General features: G+C 59.1%; 19 protein-coding genes. 9 read left to right on the forward strand and 10 right to left on the reverse strand.

The window, feature by feature from the left end; all coding sequences use genetic code 11:
• Positions 1-59 precede the first annotated feature (59 nt).
• The gene (locus tag QW379_02205; protein MEM2869221.1) at positions 60-560 is read left to right on the forward strand and encodes a nitroreductase family protein; all 501 of its coding nucleotides are present in this window, start codon (positions 60-62) and stop codon (positions 558-560) included.
• On the opposite strand, the gene QW379_02210 is transcribed toward QW379_02205, so the two are convergent.
• From QW379_02210 to QW379_02220, 3 genes are read right to left on the reverse strand one after another with little or no spacing between them, the layout of a single operon-like run.
• Complete coding sequence (locus tag QW379_02210; protein MEM2869222.1) at positions 466-3,801, reverse strand: FG-GAP-like repeat-containing protein; 3,336 nt, start codon at positions 3,799-3,801, stop codon at positions 466-468. The genes QW379_02205 and QW379_02210 overlap by 95 nt on opposite strands.
• A gap of 57 nt (positions 3,802-3,858) precedes the next feature.
• Positions 3,859-4,221: a roadblock/LC7 domain-containing protein gene (locus QW379_02215; protein MEM2869223.1), complete on the reverse strand. Its 363-nt coding sequence runs from the start codon at positions 4,219-4,221 to the stop codon at positions 3,859-3,861.
• A gap of 13 nt (positions 4,222-4,234) precedes the next feature.
• Positions 4,235-4,651 carry a V4R domain-containing protein gene (locus QW379_02220; protein MEM2869224.1) on the reverse strand — a complete coding sequence of 139 codons (417 nt, stop codon included), beginning with the start codon at positions 4,649-4,651 and terminating at the stop codon, positions 4,235-4,237.
• 102 nt (positions 4,652-4,753) lie between these two features.
• Here QW379_02220 and QW379_02225 point away from each other — a divergent pair, with 102 nt between their 5' ends.
• Positions 4,754-7,858, forward strand: a complete 3,105-nt coding sequence (locus tag QW379_02225) for a hypothetical protein (protein MEM2869225.1) — start codon at positions 4,754-4,756, stop codon at positions 7,856-7,858.
• Between the two features lie 31 nt (positions 7,859-7,889).
• On the opposite strand, the gene QW379_02230 is transcribed toward QW379_02225, so the two are convergent.
• Positions 7,890-10,613 carry a DUF4398 domain-containing protein gene (locus QW379_02230; protein ID MEM2869226.1) on the reverse strand — a complete coding sequence of 908 codons (2,724 nt, stop codon included), beginning with the start codon at positions 10,611-10,613 and terminating at the stop codon, positions 7,890-7,892.
• A 50-nt stretch (positions 10,614-10,663) separates the two neighbouring features.
• On the opposite strand from QW379_02230, the gene QW379_02235 reads away from it, so the two are divergent.
• Both QW379_02235 and QW379_02240 read left to right on the forward strand, forming a co-directional pair.
• A complete protein-coding gene (locus QW379_02235) occupies positions 10,664-10,852 on the forward strand; it encodes a hypothetical protein (protein ID MEM2869227.1) in 189 nt (62 codons plus the stop codon).
• Positions 10,853-10,868: 16 nt separating this feature from the next.
• Positions 10,869-11,573 (forward strand): hypothetical protein, encoded by a 705-nt coding sequence (locus tag QW379_02240; GenBank protein ID MEM2869228.1) that lies wholly within the window; start codon positions 10,869-10,871, stop codon positions 11,571-11,573.
• Positions 11,574-11,620: 47 nt separating this feature from the next.
• Here QW379_02240 and QW379_02245 read toward each other — a convergent pair whose 3' ends face one another.
• The 3 genes from QW379_02245 to QW379_02255 are packed head-to-tail and all read right to left on the reverse strand — an operon-like array spanning position 11,621 to position 15,553.
• Positions 11,621-13,714: a site-2 protease family protein gene (locus QW379_02245; protein ID MEM2869229.1), complete on the reverse strand. Its 2,094-nt coding sequence runs from the start codon at positions 13,712-13,714 to the stop codon at positions 11,621-11,623.
• Positions 13,715-13,768: 54 nt separating this feature from the next.
• The gene (locus tag QW379_02250; protein ID MEM2869230.1) at positions 13,769-15,319 is read right to left on the reverse strand and encodes a flippase; all 1,551 of its coding nucleotides are present in this window, start codon (positions 15,317-15,319) and stop codon (positions 13,769-13,771) included.
• 12 nt (positions 15,320-15,331) lie between these two features.
• Complete coding sequence (locus QW379_02255; protein ID MEM2869231.1) at positions 15,332-15,553, reverse strand: hypothetical protein; 222 nt, start codon at positions 15,551-15,553, stop codon at positions 15,332-15,334.
• Positions 15,554-15,811: 258 nt separating this feature from the next.
• Here QW379_02255 and QW379_02260 point away from each other — a divergent pair, with 258 nt between their 5' ends.
• The 4 genes from QW379_02260 to tusB all read left to right on the forward strand — a co-directional run bounded on the left by QW379_02260 (position 15,812) and on the right by tusB (position 17,283).
• Entirely contained in the window at positions 15,812-16,042 is a 231-nt protein-coding gene (locus tag QW379_02260; protein ID MEM2869232.1) for a sulfurtransferase TusA family protein, read from the forward strand.
• Positions 16,043-16,046: 4 nt separating this feature from the next.
• The gene (locus tag QW379_02265; protein MEM2869233.1) at positions 16,047-16,397 is read left to right on the forward strand and encodes a DsrE family protein; all 351 of its coding nucleotides are present in this window, start codon (positions 16,047-16,049) and stop codon (positions 16,395-16,397) included.
• Between the two features lie 190 nt (positions 16,398-16,587).
• Positions 16,588-16,935 carry a DsrE family protein gene (locus QW379_02270; protein ID MEM2869234.1) on the forward strand — a complete coding sequence of 116 codons (348 nt, stop codon included), beginning with the start codon at positions 16,588-16,590 and terminating at the stop codon, positions 16,933-16,935.
• A gap of 60 nt (positions 16,936-16,995) precedes the next feature.
• Entirely contained in the window at positions 16,996-17,283 is a 288-nt protein-coding gene (gene tusB, locus QW379_02275) for a sulfurtransferase complex subunit TusB (protein ID MEM2869235.1), read from the forward strand.
• A 45-nt stretch (positions 17,284-17,328) separates the two neighbouring features.
• Here tusB and QW379_02280 read toward each other — a convergent pair whose 3' ends face one another.
• From QW379_02280 to QW379_02290, 3 genes are all read right to left on the reverse strand, one after another.
• Positions 17,329-18,552, reverse strand: coding sequence for a DUF72 domain-containing protein (locus QW379_02280; GenBank protein ID MEM2869236.1), 1,224 nt, complete (start codon positions 18,550-18,552; stop codon positions 17,329-17,331).
• A 293-nt stretch (positions 18,553-18,845) separates the two neighbouring features.
• Positions 18,846-19,667 (reverse strand): serine protease, encoded by an 822-nt coding sequence (locus QW379_02285; GenBank protein ID MEM2869237.1) that lies wholly within the window; start codon positions 19,665-19,667, stop codon positions 18,846-18,848.
• Positions 19,668-19,968: 301 nt separating this feature from the next.
• Entirely contained in the window at positions 19,969-20,301 is a 333-nt protein-coding gene (locus QW379_02290) for a hypothetical protein (GenBank protein MEM2869238.1), read from the reverse strand.
• A 381-nt stretch (positions 20,302-20,682) separates the two neighbouring features.
• Here QW379_02290 and QW379_02295 point away from each other — a divergent pair, with 381 nt between their 5' ends.
• Positions 20,683-21,633, forward strand: coding sequence for a zinc ABC transporter substrate-binding protein (locus QW379_02295; GenBank protein MEM2869239.1), 951 nt, complete (start codon positions 20,683-20,685; stop codon positions 21,631-21,633).

Raw genomic sequence — 21,633 nt, forward strand, 5'->3', positions numbered from 1 at the left:
ACGCGGGGCATGATTGCCGCGCTGGAATCCTTTTATATTAAGTCTTGGATTTGTGGGCCATGGAAGTGTTCGAGGCCATTCTGAAGCGCAGAACAATTCGCAGATACCAGAACAGGCCATTGGAGCCAGAGAAACTCCTGAAGCTGCTCGAAGCGGCACGCCTGGCCCCCTCCGGCATGAACCTCCAGCCCTGGGAGCTCGTTGTTGTGACATCGGAAGAGGGCAGGCAGGCTCTGGTTCCCGCGTGCAACAACCAAAGGCAGATCGCGGAGGCCCCAGTGGTAATCTGTGGCGTGGACGACCCGACCGCAAAATGGGCCCGTGTGGACCTTGCGCTCGCGATGGAAAACATGGTCCTGGAGGCAGTGGAACTTGGTCTGGGTACGTGCTACATCGGCTCCTTCAGACCGGAAAAAGTGAAGGAGCTACTCGGAATTCCGGCAGAGAAGCAGGTAGTAATGCTCCTCACGGTCGGGTATCCGGCGGAGGAGCCCCCTCACCGTGCCAAAAAGCCCTTAGACGCCCTGGTCTATAGAGAGCGGTACGGGGTCCGCGGCTGAGAGCGTACCTCGTATTCCCCCGGCGTTTTCTTTGGACAAAAACCACGGCCGCCGATATCGCAAGGGCCACGGTGAGAGTCCCTGGACCGGGGAGGAGCGGACTTAGGGGCTGTTTAGTGCCGGAGGGTCTTTCGACGGTGACCAGCACCTCTGGCGACCATGGGCTGACTGCACCCGCGTCGTCCCTAACCCTCAGCCGGGCCGCGTACTGGCCTGGTGCGGGATACGTGTGCTCTATTATGGCCGATGCGGTCCAGCAGATTCCACTGCCGTCGCCGAAGTCGAACTGGTACTCCACCACCCTCCCGTCGGGGTCGGTGGACATCGAGCCGTCAAGGCGGACAGACCTCCCAGTTTGAACCGTGGGCGGGGAAACAGAAAGGAAAGCCCTCGGCGGTCTGTTCGCCCCCTCCTCCTTGGTATAGCTCAGGACCTCGAGCCTTGCGGTCGCTTCGCCGGACCAGGCCCCGTCATCGTCCATGACTCTTAGCGATATCCTGTGGCTCCCAGCGCGCAGGCCGTTGACGGTCAGGATGGCTCCGGAACCCAGAGAACCATCGAGGGAGGAGCTCCACAAGTACTCGACCACGGAGCCGTCGTCGTCCTCGCCCCTGCCCCTCAGCGTTACCATCTCTCCAACCAAAGCTGGGCTCGGCGAGATTCGTTCGATAAACGCTCTTGGGGGTTTGTTGCTGGGCGGCTCCCGTACCTCGAGTCCAGCTCCCGCGGGCGGGGACCACTCACCACTGTCGTCCATCACGGTGAGCGTGATTCGATGATTACCAGTGGAGAGAGATGATGTAGAGAAGCTGAGTCGGTGGCTCAGATGGCCGTCCAAGTCAGAGGTCCAGCAGATGGCAACCACCACTCCGTCGTCGTCGCGAGCCTCGCCGATGAAAGAAATCTCCTCGCCCGCGACTGCGGGGTTGGGCAGGATGGCGACGATTCTGGCCACCGGCCTCCTGTTCTCCGCTGGCTCAACCCTGACCGTCGCATGAGCATCGTTGCTGCTGACGAGGGAGGAGTTGTCCAAAACGTACAGCCGGGTGGTGTAGTTCCCGGGAGCCGAGTAGGAGTGCTGCGCGAGAGGGTCCACCACCCAGCCCGTGGAGGAGCCATCGCCGAAGTCGAAATTCCACGCCACGACCCTCCCGTCGGGGTCGTATGAGCCGCTTCCGTCGAAAAGGACGCTCTCGCCCGTCCTGACGGTACCCGCAGAAACAGTCAATAGAGCGACCGGTGGACGGCCCGAACCCGGCGGGAGCACCGATACCCTCGCCTCCCTCCGGTTGTTTCCTGTATTGCTTTCTGGCGGTCTCACGTCGCCGATTATAGCGATGACAGTGTGGTCTCCGGATGCTCCCTCCGTTCGCCAGACGAACGGGTGGTCCACTGAGGCGCCGCTCGGGAGGGGGGTAGTTATCTCCAATTCCCCCAGTCTGTTCGAGGGCACTACATCGTCCCTATAAACCGAAACCCTGTACCTCTCCGCGGCCCCTGCTCCCGCGTTCTTCACTGTGACGAGAATTGTGACCTCGTCCCCCTCGACCGGTACGGCAGGCGAGATAGTGAGTCTCTCAACGCTGAGGTCCGGCTGCCACCCTGCGCCCTGCACTATCCTTAATATTCTGTTCAAGGCAACCCCTTTCAGCTCCTGGAGGCTGCCGTCAGGCCAGCGGACGCTCAGGTCAGCGCTTCGAGGCCTGCCGGGGAATCCGAAGTGCAGCCTCATCGAGTTCTGCATAGAGTGGGCTCCCATGCCGCCCTGGACCTCCCTCATCTGGGTCATCCCATCAACGGTGGCCTGGACGCGGGCGCCGATTGCTGCGGCGTTGCATCTCGTACCGACCAGCTCAAGCTCCAGCCAGCTCGTGTCCCCTTCTTCATTGAGCAGGTTCTTGAAGAGGTGAATCTCGTGCGGGGCGCCGGCTGTCGCCACACCCTTTCCACCCGTGATCAGGTCGAGGTCCCCGTCCTCGTCGTAGTCGCACCAGCAGCCCCCGTAGGTGTCCCAGACCGACACGCCGGCCTCGGCCGAGACGTCGGTGAATGTCCCGTTGCCGTTGTTGCGGAAGAGGTATGAGAAAGCGTAGGGGACGTCGTCGTATATCTGGGGTATAAAGAGGTCTTCATAACCGTCGCAGTTAAAGTCCCCCCACGCGCATCCGACGAAGAGCTCGTCCTCGCCGCCACCGATTCTTTTTGTCGGAATTCCGGAGTCCGACCGGACGTTTTCGAATACGTAACCCCCTCCAGCGCCGGCGCTGAGGTATAACTCTGAATCGTCGCATATCGGCCCCCTGTAGAGGTCTTTGTGGGCTAGGTTGCTGACCCAGAGGTCAAAGTCGCCGTCATTCTCAATGTCGGACCAGGCCGCACCCACACTGTGTCCGTAATAGGTCCTCCCGAGACGACTAGAGGGCTCACCCTCGACACCGCAATTCTCCGCCACATTCGTGAAAGTGCCGTTGCGGTTGTTCCTGTAGAGGTAGTTTGCCTGGAGCCTGTAATTACATACGTAGAGGTCCAACCATCCGTCATTGTCGAAGTCGCACCACGAAACACCGCGGCCCGGCCTCGGCGCCGCGCTCTCGTCAACTCCGGCCCGGTTCGTTGCATTCTCGAAGGTCCCGTCCCCTCTGTTCCTCCAGAGCACATCTGGGTAGTAGGAACTCATTGACGAGTTCTCGTAGTTCGCAACATATATATCTACGAAGCCGTCCCTGTCGTAGTCCCCCCAAGCCGCCGCCACCGAGGGGAATGTGTCCGTCACATGGCCCGCGGCCTCAGTCACATTCTCAAAGGTTCCGTCCCCCCTGTTCCTCCAGAGGATGTCCCAGAGGGGGGAGTAGTCGGTGCTCCAGCCGCCAGATGGGCAGTAGATGTCGAGATAGCCATCGTTGTCGTAGTCGGCCCAGGAGCCCGTGTTGGCCCCACTGTCACCGATTCCCGCGCGCGCGGTGACCTCTATGAAATTCCAGTCCGGTGGCCCTGAATTTCTGAATAGCCGCTTTCCATCGACTAGCAAGTCCTGATGTCCATCTCTGTCGAAGTCGCCCCAGGCGAAGAAGTTCCCGGGTATGCCCGAGAGCCCCGATTCGGCTGTCACATTGACGAAGCGCACCTGCGCTTGTGATTCGCTGTCTCCCGCCCTCTCCAGCGCACCTCCTCCGATGACGCCGTGCATCGTTGCTGCAATAACAAGCGCGGCGAGGGCAGCGCAGACGGCCCGGGCTCTCAACACGGACCCCCTTTTATCGCGAATCCACCAGCGCCCGCCCCCCTTTGCCAATACCCGTCAGTCCATCTCCGCGACCTTATTCGCGGCCACAGATATCGCCTTTAGAACTGCCTGGAAGTCCGCGTCGCCCCTTGTGCTGGCCACAATGAGGGACTTCTCGCCCGCTCCTGCTACGATGGTTTTTCCATCAGTGGACTCGACAAGAATTCTTTCGGGGGTTTTTTTCCTGAGCTCGGAGTTCGCCGTGATTGCTGCCCCGAGCATCGTGGCGCTCATGATGGCGAATGTCTCGCCGTGGACATCGTCTGGGATGTCGGAGGCCAGCAGAATTCCGTCTCGGCTCACCACCGCGGAGGCCTCGATGCCCCCGGTCTTCTTGAGCTCTCTCAGAATCTCACCAAGCTTTTCCGACCTCAGCATCCTCTTTCCCCCATCACCATTTCGACTCGCTGATTATTTTGAAAACACAGGCCTCCTTGCCCGTGCTCTCGCACTCGACTTCCTGACAGTAAACATTCTTGCCCCCATGGACTTCGTAAAGCTTCCTCAGAATTCCTCTCAGCCGGTGGCAGGTCGGTCGGTCGCTCTTCGAGACCTCGATGGAACCACGAACAGTCACTGTGTCCGGGCCGAACTCAACCTCCCTGACCCAGTTCCTCTCCTTCAGCAGCTTTCCGCAGGTCTCGAAGTATACCGCCCTGTCGCGACTAGCGAGGCTGGCGATACCTATTCCAATGATACATCCCTCTTTAAAGAAAAGACCGTGGGAGGCCTGACACATCACGCCCTCATAGAGCTCCCTGATGTCCCTGAGTTCCTCCTGTGAAATCATCACGTGCCTGCTAGACATGTTCCAGGGTATCAATGCTATTCTTTATAAATAAAGATTATCCCCGATACTGGCATCGCACAACACATTATATAGCGGCAGTGATTAATGTCTTAATGGGATATGGCGGGAATGGTGGTGCCCCACGAGAGGGCGGTCCGCGAGAGGCGGCTCTCCAGATTCCTCCCAGCCATAGCGCTCCTTCTGACAGCCCTCGCTGCGAGCCCCCCTACGGGTGGCCTCTCCGAGCTCTTCACGCTCTCGAGCGGAGAGCTCTCGAGGGAGCTCGTGATCACGGTGCCCCCCGGCTCCAACAGCTCCGCCTCAGTCCTCCTTCCGGCAGATTGCACCGTTCTGAGCGGGTCTCTCGAGGTGGTCGCGCGCCCTATTAGAACTCCCGCCTTCATCTCCGACGCCGGCATCAAAGCTCTCCTCAACGGGAGCTCTTCCGAGGGTCTTGCGCCAGCTGGTGGAGAGCTGAGGCTGGCGCAGCTGACGCACTCCTTTAACCTGACGAACTGGCGGGAGCGGTCGGGAAAGGGCATAGACACATCGGGAGAGGAGCTAGTCCTCGAAAAGAATTCCGGGACTGTGTACTTCACACCGAACTCTCGCCCCGCTCCCAGCAATCAGTCCGAGTGGGACCCAGCGATTGCGGCCGGCCCAGATAACGAAATCTACATCGCTTGGGTCGACCAGAGGGACTACGACCTAAACATCTACTTCTCACGGTCCCTAGACCGCGGCGCGAGCTTCTCCACTGCGGTCTGCGTGAACGACGACTCTGGAGTCGGGAAAAATCTGCAGGATTCGCCGGACGTCGCGGTGGGTCCCGATGGAACGGTCTACGTTGTTTGGATGGACAACCGTAGCGGCGACAATGACGTATACATTGCCCTATCGAAGGATAGGGGAGCGACTTTCTCGCCAAACCGCAGGGTCGACGACGGCCCCGCGGGAACGAACCAGTCCTGCCCGTCGATTGCGGTCGGCCCTTCCGGAGTGGTGATTGTGGTATGGGAGGATGACCGGGAGGGCGACATTGATATCAGGTGCGCCTTCTCGAGCGATGGGACCGTTTTTGGAGCCAGCGCGCGGATTAATACTGACGCTTCTGGAAAAGAGCAACTCCGCCCGCGCGCCGCCGCTGGCCCTCACGGCGATTTCCACATCGTCTGGTACGACAACAGGAGCGGGGATTTCGACATTTATTACTCCCGTTTCAGTGGGGGGACCTTCCTCCCCGAGGTGCGGGTGGACAGCTCCGGAGACTCGCACACTTTTCAGGCCCTCCCAGATGTTGCGGTGGGTGGTGATGGGAGGGCACACATCGTGTGGCACGACATGCGATCCGGCTACTATAGGGTTATGTATTCCTCAACCCAGGACGGGAGGACCTTCTCGACGAATATGCTGGTGGACCCTCCATCGGGCCCTTGGAAGGACCAGTACCAGCCCAAGCTCACTGTCGACCGGGACGGCGTTATTCACGTTGTATGGCACGATAGGCGCTATGGCGACCCGGACATATTTTATGCCAACTCCACCAACGGAGGGGGTTCCTTCAATCCCTCGGTCCGAGTGGACGACACCGCTCGTGAGGTCACTTCCTACTCGCCCGTGGTCTGCGTGGATTCATTCGGGGATATACATGTCGCTTGGCAGGACAATAGGACCCGCCAAGGGAGCTACGGTTTCATATTCCAGACATTTTATGCCCGAGGCCTCCACCCCTACCTCTCCTCAGGATTCTGGGAGAGCCAGGCACTCGACCTCGGCGAGATTCCAGCCAGCTTCACAAACGCTTCCGCTGATATAGAGACTCCACACGGAACGGCGGTGGGGCTTTTTCTCAGAAGCTCGAACAGCTCCTCTGGACCATGGACCGATTGGGTCCCGGTTGATAGGCTCAGACGGGAGGGGGCTCTCCCTCCGGCCGAGTTCGTGCAGTGGAGAGTGGAGCTGAATACCTCTCTGCCTTCGGCCACGCCACGGATCTCAAGCCTGAACCTAGAATGGAATGTCTACGTGAGCTCGGGTGTTCTGACGTCGAGACCGGTTCAGTTCAACGAGACCCTGCGATCCGCCACTGCCTCCTGGGTTTACAGCATCGCTGGCGCGGGCCCGGCCTCCCTTCGACTGGAGCTCAGCGCCAACAACGGGAGCAGCTGGCTAGAGGCGAGCCCAGGCCAGACGGTCGAGTTTCCAGCAATGGGCCGGGTCCTAGTATACCGATTCCGTTTCGCCGGCTCATCGTCCTCCTCTCCGAGCCTCTCGTCGGTGTATATAGACCTGCGAACGGAAAGCCTCCCCTCGGACCTCCGCCTCTCTCTCGGACGCTCAAGCGCAGTGGTCTGGACACGACTGGGAGGGCTGGCGCCCGGGGAGCCCCTCGCCTCCCCAGAGCTCAGGGAGCCGCTCAACCGGGCGATTATAGAGGAGAGGAGGCTCGGACGAGACACTGCCAGCGTATGCCTGAACTTTTTTTCCTCCACGCCCGGTATCATCGAGGTAAGGAACATCAGGATTGTCTATGACCTCCCGCCTCGCATTATATCGCAGAGTCCTCCCAGCGAAGTCTCCATGGACGAGGGGAGCTCGAGGAGCTTTTCCGTCGAAGTTCTGGACCCGGACAACGACCCCCTGACTGGCCGGTGGCTCCTTGACGGCGTCCAGGTTGCCTCTGGAACCTTGAGCTTTGCATATCGTCCGGACCACACCCAGAGCGGGGTCCACACTCTGACCTTCTCCGTCTCTGATGGAGTTCTGTCGAGCTCAGCCTCCTGGACGGTCACGGTCCGGGATGTCAATCGCCCGCCGGAGGTGGAGCGCTTCAATCCGCCGAGTCCCGTCCCGCTCAGGACAGGGGAGACTGTCAGGCTGGAAGCCCGTGTTGCCGACCCGGACGGCGACGTCCTCCTTTACACATGGTATGCAGATGGAGAGCTCGCCGCCACTGGGGTCGACTATTTTGACTTCACAGCGCCAGCGGTCCCTGGTGGGCACATCGTGAGGCTCAATGTGAGTGATGGCTGGACCAGCGTGGGCGTTGAGTGGGTTATTGATGTATTCAGTCCTAAGGCGAGAGGCCCGGCCCCCGACCGCCCACTTTGGACCCACGCCGTCGGTGCCCTCCTCCTTCTGGCGGCCGTCAGCTCTGGCGCGGCCTATATCTATTATAAGAAAAGGGTGGGTCGAGGGGGCCCAAGGCCACGCAGGCGCAGGTAGAAGAGGTCGCTAGATGAGGTCGCTATATGAATTAGAGGAGTTGGAGAAGCATGGAGCACACCGGGCACTTTGTAAGGACGGGCCTGCGCCTGTCCTCGACCGAGAAATGACTGCGACAGCCCGGGCACTCGTATTCACCCGGCGGGGTGCCGGGGGAAGCGGGGCCGCGGGGAATAGCCACAGCCGGGGCCGAGGGCTGCCGGGGGCCGGCCTCTCCACCCTGAATTCGCATTGTAGCCGCGACGACTCGGGGTGGCACCCTACCCCTTCTCAGGCCGGGGACCGCTCCCGGGGCGGGGGCTGGAGCCTGTGTCTGTGGCACCATTGTCCTAGTTTCCACCACTCCCGGTGCCCCTGCACTCCTTGCCTCGTTCGCTAGGCGGAGGGCCTCAGAAGCGCACTGAATACATTTCCCATATTCCCCTTCAAGGAGGGCCTCCTCAGCCTTTCCCAGAAAGAGTTCGGCGTCACCCGCGTCGGCGCTTTCCGCCTTCAGCGCCATCACGAGGTCACGTGCTTCGTCTCGCAATTTTGCAGCATGGCGCCTGAATGAGAGGAGCATTATTTCCTCTACCCCCTGCAGTCTCTCCTGCGCCTCCTTCCGTTTCCTCTCCCTCATCAGCTCTTTAGCCGCCGAGACAGCGCTTTCCACCTCGGAAAGGTCCACACCGTAGCTCCGAATCTCCTTCAGCCGGGTCTCGATGCGCTCGAGGGTGCCTACGAGCTCCCTGAGCTTTTCCTCGGCGAGGATGGCGGTCCTTTCGGCCCTGCGCGCGAGCTCTTCGGCGCTCTCGTACTCTCCTCTGTCCAGGGCCTCGCGCGCGCTCTTCAACATTTCCTCGCACTCGGAGGTGTCCACGCCCATCTGGGAAGCGCTTTTCACGGCGGTCTCCGCGCCGGAAATTATGTACTTCACTCCGTAGTGGAGGTATTTCTGCTTGGCCTCCTTCGCCAGTGTCATGGCGTTCCGGTTAAGTGTGGCGGCCTTGTCGAAGTCGCCACTCTCCAATGCCTGTCTTGCCTGCTTGTGATACCTTTCGGCCTCCGTGACGTCCGCACCGAGCCCCTTTGCATCCGCGATCAGCTGCATGGTGGTGATGAAACCATCCATTGTCGAGCAGTAGGGGCAGTCCGCAATCTCCTCTTCGAGGGTGAGGAGATGAATCTCGTGATACCTCAGGTCCTTTTCAAGGGCCTCAAGCTCCTCTTTCTTCTTCTCCAGCTCGGCCCTCAGCGCCGATATTCTCCCCTCCTCCTCCTTTAGGGATTCCTCCCTCCGGTCCTGTATTTTCTGCGTGCCATCCAGCTCGAGCGCACGAGTGCGTAAATACTCCTGGAATTTCTCCAGTTCCGCCCTCTGCCGCAGGAACTCCGCCTCCCTCTGCGAAAAGGTTTCCCTGTCCGCGGCTAGGGCTTCGGTCTCCATCGCCAGAGCTTTCTCCTTCTCCTGAAGCGCCGCCTCGGCTTCCTCCAGCGCCCTACGCCTCTCCTCCAGCTCCATCTCCTTTTTCTGATTGATGGCTTCCGCCGCCCTCAGCTCTTGGTTGAACTGCTCAAGCGCCCTCTCGCGCTCGTCGAGCAGCCTAGCCCTCTCCTCCAGCTCCTCTGCCGCTCCTGCCGCTCGCTGTGCTTCCATTGACGCCTTCATGGCCTCTAGATTCTCACGCTGTACCCTCAACTCCTCCTCCTTCGCCCTCAATCCCTCCTCCCTATCCCTCAGCTCCGCCTCTTTTTTTTCAACAGCCTCCTCCCTCCTCAACACCTCCGCCTCTTTGTTCGCCACCTCCTCCTCCTTCCTCCTCACCTCGGTATCCCTCCTCACCACCTCCTCCTCCATTCCCCGGACCCTCTCTTCCCTCTCCTTTAATTCAATATACCTCCTCTCCGCCTCGTCGAACCTGACCTTCACCTCTTTCTCCTTCGCCCTCACCTCCTCGCGCCGCCTCTCCAGCTCGCCCCTCAGCTCATCGAGCTCCTTTGCCATCGCCTCCTTTTCGGCCAAAGCTCCGCTCTTCTGGACCAACTCCTCCTCAAGCCTCCTGAGCTCCTTCGCTTTTTCGGATGTCTCCTCCTTGAGTCTCCTCAGCTCCTCTTCCATTGCCTTTATCTCCGACTCCCTCTTCCCTAGCGACTCCTCTCTCGAGAGTAGATTCGCTTCCTTTCTCCTTAGCTCATCCTCCCGCGCATCCAGGCTGGCCTCCCGTTTTCTCACCTCCTCCTCACGGGCGAGAAACTCCCCACCCTCCACAGTCCCTCCCTTCCCCCTCCTGAGTATCTCATTCACCCTTCTCCTGAGCTCAGCTTCGGCCTCTATATTGAAACGCCTGACCTTCTCAGCGTATTCCTCCTCCCGTCTCCTCAGCTGGGCCGCTACCTCCTTCAGGCGCCGGGCCTCTTCGGCAAGCCTTCTCTCTCCGGCCACGACACCGGGCGCCCCGGAAATGTCCACCAGTCCCTCCACAGCTCCCGCGCTCCTTTGCTCCACCGCAGAGAGGAGGGCTAGCTCCCTGGCGGCAACCTCATCCTCCCTCCTGACCAATTCCTCCGCCAGGTGCTGGAGCATCAGCGACCTCTCCCTGATTTCTCTTTCTTTTGCGGCGAGTTCCTCCCTCGACCTTTTGAGGCTTTCTTCGGCCTCCCTGAGCTGTCTGACCCTCTGGGCGAAATCCAGCTCCGTTCTCGGCTCCTCCTCCACCAAATACTCTCCCTCCGCTTCCGAGGCTGCAGACGGCGAGCGCCGCCTCTGCGTTTTCATCAATGATTCGTATGGATATATATTTAGTGTTGTGTGGCGTTTCACGCCCCGTGCCCTTGGTGCTACATTGGAAAATCACGGCGGCGATGAGCGCTCTCTACGCCCTCATTTCAATCGCCGTCCTACTCCTCGTCCAGGAGAGCACCGACCAGCTCCTCCTCTTGTTCGTTTCATTTGCTCTGATTCTCTTAATGGGGAATCTGCTCGTCCGCCGGCGCGCGGGGAAGGGAGGGACCTGAACTGCAGCCCGGGTTTATGCTGTCGGCCCTGCTCGGACTGGGTCTGGCGCTGCTTGTGCTGTGGCTCGTGCTGAGAAGGTACGAAGGCGCCTTTAACGAGAGATGCGTCTTCATCGGCATTACCGTAGGGTTGATGCTCGGCCTCCTTTCCTTCCTCTTCCACGGTTTCCTCGACATCGTTCTTTTTCCGCCCAGTGTTTCTGGGTTTCTTGTCTATGTCGTCGGCTTCGCAGTGCTCGACACGATGATGATATTCGTGGTTCTCAACTCGAAGTGGGTCCGGGGGCAGAACGACGCCGCGTTCACCGGCGCGGCGGTCGGGGCGGGCTTCTCGGCTTCAGGTGTCATGGGCCTGACCTATGCAGCTACGTCCCCAGCGGGCGGGTTGACACCCATCGGTCTTCTTTCCCTGACCGGAATCGCTCTATCCTCGACTCTCTTCCGCATCTCGGCCGGCGCGATTCTCGGCATTGGGAGCGCAACTTCGACGCCCTGGCATGGAGCGGCGAAGGCCTTCCTAGCCCAGATTCCCTTCGGAACGCTCTTCATGCTGGTGTATTATGCTGGCATCTACTTTGAAATGTGGCTTTGGGTCCCGGTGGTGCTCCTGATGCTCGGCTACACTGGATGGCTATCGCGATTCGTGATCCGTGTGTACCTATCAGAGTCACTTCCGGGCGATGTCAAGAGGGCTCTGCGGAGGCAGAGGCGCCGCCGATGAGCCCCACCCCCTGCGCCTCCCGGTTCGCATGAGCGGCTCGGGCGATATCACTCTACAACAACGCCGACCACGGCGCTCTGCTGCGCAGCCGGCATTCCGGAGGAGGCGGTAAATATCCGCAGAGAGAGGAGGCCGGTCGCGGCAGACTGGGTGGCCTCCACCGTCATCTCCCAGACAGCGACCTCTCCAGGCCCTAGAGCCGCGGAGGCGGGGAGGCCGACCGCGCTCAGGCCGGGGGTCGCCGCTGTCCAGAGGTCAAACTCGTCCTTTCCGTTTCCGGTGTTCCGGAGGGTTACATTAACCGTGGCGCTCCCCCCCCGCACAATGTAGACTGAAGGGGGTTCTGCCTTTAGCTCAAGTGAGTGGAGCTGGGCCATCGAGACCGTAAGCTCGAGAACGGAAGCGCGACTGGCGTTTCCGCCCGGCTCGACCCTGATTTCAACCAGACCCGTCGAGCCTGCGGGCATGGGGGTGATATTGCGGACAGTCAGCTCGAAGGTCACAGGGTGGGCGCTCAGGAGCATGATGGAGAAGTTCCCACCTGGTGATGCTGCCCAACCATCTCCCGCCACAACGCTTAAGTTAGCGGTGATGGGCGCGCTCGTATTCTCGAGGGACAGCAAGGTCACGCTGAAAGCCGCCTGCGGGGCCCCTTTTTGCCCGGGGGGAGCGGAGACGAGCTTCACCGTGCTGTCAGCCGAGACCCTCAGGTAGCCGACAGTGGTTGCTAGCTCAAGGTATCTCTTTGCTCTGGAGTCGGGAACGGGGTGGGCAGTGATATTGACCAGGCTCCTGTTTCCCGGGGCTGCGTGCTCCGGTGCCCTCACAGTCAAATTTACCTCGCGGTAGCCCGACGCGGGCACGAATATCGCCCTCTTCGAGAGGTTGGCGCTCCAGCCCTCGAAGACGTCGTCGGGGTCGGTGAGACGGGCCTCAAGCCTGACATCGAAGCCAATATTGCCGCGGTTTTGGATATATATCGTGTAATTCAGGCTCTCGTTGGGCAGAACATTCCCCTCCGCGGCCTCCGCACTGAGCGCCATGTCGTATCGGGGCTCAACCTGAATCATCGGCGTCGGCACGAAGGCCACGAGCAGAATCGCTACCCCGACCGCGCCCAGCGCCTTGCCGCGGCGGTCGAGCCTCGTGACGTCGTTGAGGGGAGGGGGGTGGTAGAGGCCCAGGAAGAGGATGAGGAGGACGAAGACCATCCACGCCGGGTAGCCCGAGAATATGGAGAGTAGCACCAGAACCGCTACGGCGGTGTAGCCCGCGTACTTCGCCCTCTCGCCCAAGAGTGCTCTGGCGATGTGGCCTCCATCTAATTGGCCCGCGGGGAGTAGGTTGAGGCCGGTGACTAGGAACCCGACCCAACCCGCGAATGCTGTCGGGTGGAGGAGGTAGCTGGGGTCCGAGCCCACGAGGGAACTCAGGCCCTCGAATAGCAGCGGTGTCCCTAGGTATATCAGGCCGCTGGTGTCCTCTGGGGCCGGAATGTGGAAGTAGCTACTGAGGTACAGACCAACGATGGTGACGGGAATGGTCATGAGAAAGCCGCCGATGGGGCCTGAGACGCCGATGTCCATGAGCGCTTTTCGGTCCGGTATCGGCTCCCGTATTGAGATAAAAGCGCCGAAAGTTCCAAGCGGCGGAAAGGCGGGTATGAAGAAAGGAAAGGAAGCCGCGACGCCGTGCCTTTTTGCAGCGTAGTAGTGCGATAGCTCGTGGACGCCGAGGATGAGCATAAGGGGAAGGGCGAAAAACACAGACCCGTAGGCGATGGCCCTCGGGGACAGTACATCCAGGTCCTCGTAAGAAGCCCAGGAGAGGGTCCCCGCGAAGACCGTTGTGCATACCGTGGCGAGGAGGAGACCGACGTTCCAGTAAGGGCTGCGGTAACGGGCAGGAGGCTTCTTTGTGATGTAGATTCCGAGTTCCGAGCGGTCCCTGATCAGCATCGGGATGAAGCCCTTGGAGACCAGCTCCCGCCTCAGCTGGTCGAAAGCCCTCTCTAGCCTCGCCTCCTCTGAAGGTACAGCTATCGGGACATAGACCGATTCAGCGTCCCAGTGAAGACCGAGCGTGGTGAAGTAGGATCCGACCGCACGCCTCAGGCCCTCTGGCCCCAGCTCCTCCGGCATCGTTAGTGCATGTCTGGTGCTCGTAGATAAGGATTTTGATAAGAATTGAGGGAATTAGATCAGGAGCTCCCTCACCTTCTCCCTGAACGGTATCGGTAGGCGCCCTATAACCTCCACGGTTTCCGGCGAGAGAGGCTTCAGGGCAATGAAAAGGGCCAGGACCACTCCGAACCATGGAAGGCCCGCACCTAGAAGAATCACAGCCGCACCCGCGCTCCCCGTGTAGGGGTTGAGGGGGATGAGAAGGTGTTTTATCAAAATGGCAACCCCACCTGCGATGAGCGAGGCTCCGAGCATCGTGCGTACGAAGTGTACGGGGTAGTGGGGGTGGAGGGAGTGGTGGACGACCCAGCACTCATAAATCGACCCCGTGATTGACGCTGTCGTGGTTCCCACTAGCGCGCCGAGCGCTCCGAAGCGTGGTATGAGGATGAGGTTGAGTAAAATATTTACTCCTCCGAAAATTGCTCGGGATGTGACCAGCCGCCTCTCCTGGTCCATCGCACTCATGAATGTCGATGTCAGGGTCCCGATCTTCATCATGGCCATTGTGGGAAAGTAGATAAGGAGTAGAAGGAGGGCGCCCGTCGTCGCGAAATCGCGGCCGTATAGGAGTTGTAGAATCTCGGGAGCGAACAGAGCCCCGGCGACCGCGAGAGGGATTATAAAGACGAAGAGGTACTCCAGCATGACTGTGTAGCCCCTTCTCAGGCCTTCCATGTCCTTTCTTGCGTGGAGTTCGGAGAAATACGTCAGGGTGATACCACCCATCAGGGCAAGAGAGAAAAAGCTCAGAACCATGTAGGAGAGAGAGTAGGCGATTGTGTAGAAGGCGACCTCCCTCACGTCCTCCAGCATCGAGCCGATCATCAGTAGGTCGAGCTGCTGACCCAGAAGGAAATTCATTATCGTGTAGACGAAAAGAAAAAGTGAATACCTTAGAATGGGTCGCATAGGGAAGGAGCGGCCCCGCTTCGCCTCAGGCATAACGCTCCAGCTCCGCCGAGCCGCCATCGTCACAAACATTAGGTTCGCCAGCAGATTTGCCATTAGAACGCCGGCGACGCCCTGACCGGCGATCAGAACCGTCGCAGCCACTACAAGGTACAAAATCTTGGCCCCGGCGTCCACGAGGTTGATGAACTTCTGCATATAGAAGCCCGTCAGAACCCCCTTGAAGATGGGCTCGAGGGAGTAGGGAACGACCATCAGCCCTAAGAGGCGAAAATAGTTTGCAAGAACCGGTTTTTTAAAAAGGTGCTCCGCAATCGGTCCCGCAGCGATGAAAATAAACACGGCCAGGGCAATTGATATCCCAAGCTTTATGACAATGAGTCTGGCCACGACGCTCCTTATGGCTCCTCCCATCTTTTGCTCAAGAAGTATCGGGATGTATTTATTCAGCGCAAACTCGAATCCGAGAGAGGAGAAGACGACGAGAACGTTCAGAATCGAGAGCGTCAGCGCAAGGGTCCCGTAGTTCGCGGGGCCTAGGAGGCGGGCCAGGATTATTGAGGTGAGAATGCCTGCCGCGGAGCCGATGACCACCCCGAATATGTTCCAGCCGATGCCGCTGACCATACGGCCCGGCCCAATATTGGGCATCGGATAGCCCTCTTATCGCCTCTTCATGAGCTTCAGGAAACCCTCATCCTCATATATAGCGAGACCCCTTTTCTTGAGACAAGTCCTGAAGAAACTCCAGTCCACGACCTCGATCCTATAATTCTTGCCTCTGGTGAACTGGACACGCGTGGTTCCCCTCACCTTTCCCGGCCTGAGCCCCTTTTTCTGGGCAATCGTCATCGCCTCTTGCAAGGTTATTTCCCTGAGCGCCATCGCCTCACTCCCCCGCACCCCATGCTTGTCCGGCCATCCCGCTTGCGTTATTTAACAGTTTGTTATACCCCGAAACCTCGGCAACCTATCCGGCTCCCCTCCCGAGACCGCATTCTCATCGCGGCATTACACCAATCCAGAGGGCTCATTCTAAATCAAGGCCTGTGATTTTTGGGGGACAATCGTGGGCGCGGAAGACCGAGACTCAGGAGAAATTATATATAGAAAAATTACCCTCAACTCCGGCCGGGAGAGGTAATGGTCGTTGAGGATGAGACCTTCGACGCACGAGGTATGTTCTGCCCCGAACCAGTCGTGAAGCTCGCCGAGTGCATGAAGCACCTCAGGGGTGGAATGGTTCTGAAGCTCCTCGCGGATGACCCCGCCTCGTATGAGGACATAAAGGCCTGGTGCCGGCGGACGGGCAATGAGCTTGTCGAGATTACGGAGGAGGGGGGTGTGGTGACGGCTTATATAAGAAAGAAGTGATTCTGTGAGAATCGGAATTCTTCTGCTCACAGGCCCCTACCAGTACCAAGGGGCTGACAGCGCCTACCACTTCGCAAAGGCCGCAATCGCGCGAGGCCACTCGGTCGAGATATTTCTCTACACCGACGGTGTAAACATAGCCAATAAAGCCATCAGCGCCCCTGGGCACAGGAATCTCCCCCAAATGTTTTCCGAGCTCGGGAGTGCGGCGGGGGTCACGGCGTGCGGGACCTGCGCCCGATTCCGCGGCGTGGTGAAGGATGTCCTCCCCCCAAACATCGTCCTGGGCGGACTAGGTACCCTCGTTAAACTGCTCGAGGAGTGCGACCGTTTCTTAGTCTTCGGGAGCGGGTAGAGTGAAGGGGTCGATGTGGACTGACCAACTCGGTGATGAGCCTCACATGAACTCATCCTCCCCTCAGCGAGAGCCCCATCCCACGCATGGGTCGCTCCCGGCCGAAGCGCACTCCCCCCGTCCTCCACCCCCAGTTCACCTTCCCCGCAACCACGCCGATTCAGCCGGCGCGAACTCCATCCGAACCGTATTGCTGCTTTTCCGCAGACCGCCCTACGGCTCTGTATATCCCGCTGAGGGGCTGAGGGTCGCCAAGGCGATTCTCGCCTTCCAGGTCTGCCTGCGCGTGGTCTTCATAGAAGACGGGGTCTATAATCTGGTAAGGGGGCAGGGCGGCGGAGAGCTGGGCTTCGGCGACCTTGGGGCCGCTTTTGCGGAGCTGTCTGGGATGGGGTTGGGCGAGCTATGCGTTGTCGGGGTGGACCTTGAGGCGAGGGGGCTGAGGCTGGAGGAGCTTGTCGGGGCGCCCATCAGAATAATCACGCCTGAGGAGCTTCGAGGGATGATTGAGGAGGCGAGGGCGGTTGTGCCATTCTGAGGCTTATAAAGCGCCGGTGGGCCCGCGTGCGCGCCAGTCCGGCAGAGGGGCGGAGCGACCATGAAACTCCATGTGATCTCGAGGCCGGAGAAGGATCTTGAGGCCGCGGTGAGGGCCGGTGCGGTATGCGCCATCTTTATCGAAGACGGTGTGCTCTGTGCGCTCCGAGGGTCCCCTTCGGAACCCCTTGTCCGGCAGTTGCTGGCTGGGGGCGCGGAGCTCTACGCCCTCAAGGACGACCTGCTCGCCCGTGGTCTCCTTGAGCGAGTGGTTGAGGGAATCCATGCTGTGGGGTACGACGGCTTCGTCGAGCTAGTCGAGAGGAACGAAATCGTGAGCTGGCGCTAGAAAAGTCTCGCCCCTCTCTCCCCCTCTCCCAGTGACCTTTTTTAATCAACCGAAATCATCCAGCGTCCTCGGCCTCGCACGCAGCTCGCGCGAGCCAAGCCCGAGCATCTGCCTGAACCTAAGGCCATTGATAACGGCCTTGGCGTGGCCGTGGTTGTTGAAAGCGATTCTGACCTCCCGCAGGCGGGCTTCGTAGTCGTCGATTGTCCCCGCCCACACCTCGCTGGCCGGAGCAACACAGGCATGGTCGTCTCCTTTTCCCATCCTTTCACCAGTCTGCGCCTCCTCCATTTCAACCTCTCCATCGCTATTTCCAGCCCTCCCGCCTGCCCTCCGGTCGGAGCCCATCCACCGCCTGACCCTCTCTGCCCAGGGCCTCAGCTCCTCGTCAGAATAGAGGTAGTCATATCTATTGATTCTCAGGTCGCCCTCCGGCCTCTCCTTTCTGTACCACAGGTCGTAGTTGCGGCCATGGAAGCGAACGTAGGCGTGGTCCGCTGTGAGGGCCCGGGTCGCAGGGAAGCCGGGGGAGTCGAGGATGCACACTGCCACTCGCTTCCGCCTGAGCAGCGCTAGCGCCTCCGGATGAATCTCTTTGCCTTTACCATCGAGCCAGCTCCTGTGTCTGAATTCGACGACGTACCGGTATCTATCGACATCAAGCCCGTCCAGGATGGACTTTAGCGCCTCAAGCCCTCCCCTTCCACCCGCTCCTCCTCCCGCGCAAGCATCTTTTTCCCCGCTCCCTTCCCTGTGGAAGTGCGGGGAGAGCTGAATCAGGACCGCACCTAGTAGCCCGTGGTCAGAGAGGGGCCGGCAGACCGCCGTCTCAAAGTCCTTCGCTAGTGACACGGCCTCGTCAATGCTCCCGCGCACGAGATGCGCGTGAGTAACGTCCTGGTGCATCTTCACAGAATACTCAAATCCACCGGCGTCCGCCGAATCAATCCCGATACCGGAGGCCCCAGAAACCACAAGTTGCGATGCGCCCCGACCGGACACTATTCCTGCATGCTCGCCTCCATTACGCCCTTCGCCCACGCCCCCACCCCGCAGCATCCTGCCAATGGCCCTCCCCTTCTCTATCCAAGCTGCCACCGTCCTTTCCCCGGGGAAGGAGTAGAATGTACTGTCGACCTCGACGGCGTCGAAGTAGCGGGCATAGTAGGCGAGCCACTCCCCCCTCCTCCCGCGCAGCGACTCTGGGTAGAACGGCCCGACCCAGTCGTCGTACTGCCAGCCGCAGCAGGCGACCCTGACGCTCGTCATGGGAACCGGCCCCTCTTAATATTGTAAAGACACTATTTTCTCTCCAGCTTGACAGCTAGGGCACAATAAATAGCTTACTCGGGGCGTTCATAAAAAGAAAGAGGCACAATTATAAAGTTGTCAGTTGCCGAAGTCGTTCCATTGAACCGAAAGAGCTCCCCTGCAGTAGAATTGCTGAGCTGGTCCACAGAAGTGAGACCACTTGTGCTCAAGGCGCATCTCTCACTCGCTTGATAGTTCATTCTTTCATATCCATTATCCTCTCTCTTGTACTAATATTTTATTGTGGGGCTTTATATGTCGAGGCATTTTATCCATTCCTCCTGATTGATTATCTCCTGATAACCGCTCACAGGGATTGGAATTCCAGGCTGGGTTATTGATGCCCTCTCAATTGATTTAATAGTTCTAAATACATGTGTTAGCTCCCTAGATTCTATGAGCGCTCTGTCGAATTGACCCACCTTCTTTGGTTCCGTTCCTAAAAATGTTTCGGGATTGAATGGTTGCTCCAGCAATAATATTTTACGATACTCTTCAAAAAGCCTCATCACCTCCGGCTCCGCATCAATTATATTGAGGCCCAATACCTGTCTCGCCTCTTTTCGGCTAATGAGGTACGTATGAGAGAAACTCTCACTCGTCATAACTGAAACAATTTTTTCAATACGCCTCGAATTCATCATGTGCATCTTTAAGAGAGATCTAGCCAAGAAGCCAATCTGTTCCCTTGATCTTTGGACCGCACCAAGCACCATAGGATGAACCTTTGTTGAAAGGATTTCAAATACTTTTGCCATCGAACTTTCTTCTTTTAATTTAACTTCCTTTGTGGCTAAATCGATATAAGCGTTTACATCTTCTACACTCACAGGCATGATTCGCGGAGGCTGACCCGGCAATTGAACGACTGGTCCAAGAGGATGTTCCAGAGAAGGGTCAATTGGGCTCAGTTGTCCCATTCGCGTCATAGAGATGCTATTCGCTCCCAAAGAGATTAATGTTGCACAACTGTACGCTTTAAATGGAATAATGACGTGAAATTCATCACAAAACTCCCGAATCAAATTAACTAGGCCATATCCCGCCATCGTTAGTCCTCCAGTACTATACAAAAAAGCTCTATTTTCTTTTGATCCCCAATTGTCATGAGATGTTCATGAAAAATAGGGAAAATATCAAATGCTATTCGAGTCTCCAAGCCACTTCGGTCACCAGCTATAAAAACGATTAAGAACCACGTTCCTTTTCACTTCGTTCAATTAATTTTATTCTCTCTTCTCTATTCATTATTGCCACCCCTTTACTTTCTCTATGATTTTCCACCCGCCTTCTTCTTCAACGCTATATCGATTGGTATATCTTCCGGTTTCTGCAAATTTCTTGACCATTCCGGAGGAGCGATCCGCTCACAATCTAGGGACTCACTCCTCCCCCAGAGCCTTCGCCCCCTCCCATTCTCCTCGTCTCCTCTTTCGCTGCATCCGTTACTGGATGCCCATGCTCCCGTGCTAGCACCCCCGTTACCCTCTCCCTCAGCGCCCCCAGCTCCCTCTCGAGACCGACGAGCATCGAGAGGAAGGCCGTGTCGAGCGGGTCCGCAGCCGCGAGGTAGCCCGCGGCCGACGCGTACCCTCTAGCCCTGTTCATCAGGGCGTCGAAGGCCCTCCTGTCCTCCTCGCGGAGGGCGCGCCTGTATGGCCCAAGCTCGGCAATCAGCATCTCGAGCCTCGTCCTGTAGGTCGGCACGCTCCTGCCCGTGGCGCATCACCTCTGCGCGAGTCCTTTTCATTCCTCCCCGAGCCCGTTATTCCCTCCTCGCGCGCTTGGTCCCCGCCCTCTCCGCCCACGCCCCTCCCGCACCCCATAGCCTATGACTCTCCGTCAACTCATAAGAACGATACGCGGGGGTGAGTGAAAGTGGGGGGCTTCCGGGAACCACTGTGCCGTCCCCTCTGGCGGTGGAGGCCGTGACCCGAGCCGCGCGGGTCCATCTCCCAGCCCCGGGGGGAGGCTCGAACCGGCGCCAAGGCTCCGGGGCCTGAATTCTGGGGAGGAGGGCGCCGGACGATTCTTGCATTTTATTAAAAAAATCAAAAAATTTATTAACTGCCTTTAGAATTGCGTGGCGTGAACCGCAGACAGGTTGCGTTTCTCGTGGTGGTTTCGCTCCTTGTTGCGGGGCTCGTCACGGCTCTGCTGGTCCAGTCTCCACCGGAGCCCCGGGGGAGGATGCGCGTGTTAGCGACATTCTACCCTCTCTACTACTTTGCTTCCGAAATCGGGGGCGATAGGGCGGCGGTCGAGAGCCTGATACCCTTCAACTCCGAGCCCCACAGCTGGGAGCCGACACCCAGGGACATCGTCAGGGCCGACAAGGCGAGGCTATTCATTTACAACGGCGCCGGGCTCGAGCCTTGGGTGGAAGACCTCCTCTCTTCCCTCCACAACCGGGCCTCTCTCGTCGTCGTGGACACATCGATTGGTCTCAACTTCACGGAAGAGCACGGTGGGGAGGAGAAAGAGCACGAACACCACCATGACACGGACCCCCACATCTGGCTCGACCCCATGCTCGCCTCCCACCAGGTGGACAGAATTCTCGAGGGCTATATCGTGGTAGACCCAGAGGGCGAGGCCTACTACCTAGAGAGGGCTGGGGGCCTGAAGGCGAGGCTCAGGGCGCTCCACACCGAGTTCGAGGAGGGCCTGAAAAACAGGACAAAGAACCTGATAGTCACCACGCACGAGGGCTTCGGGCACCTTGCGCGCCGGTACGGCTTCGAGGTCGAGGCGGTCCTGGGCCTCTCGCCCGACGAGCAGCCGAGCGCAGCCCAGATGGCAGAGGTGGTCGAGCTCGCGCGCGCCAACAATCTCTCCGTGGTCTTCGGGGAGCCGGTCTACGACGACCAGTACATCAGGACAATTGCAGCCGAGGTGTCGAGACAGGTGGGTTGGGAGGTCCGGGTGCTCCTCCTTGATGGCATCCACGGCCGCGCCGGCCCCCACGCCGGGATGGACTACTTCGAAATCATGAGGGAGAACCTCAAGGCCCTCAGGGAGGGGCTGGAGGTCCAGTGA

The organism is Thermoplasmata archaeon (genome assembly GCA_038851035.1).
GTDB lineage: Archaea > Thermoplasmatota > DTKX01 > VGTL01 > VGTL01 > JAWCLH01.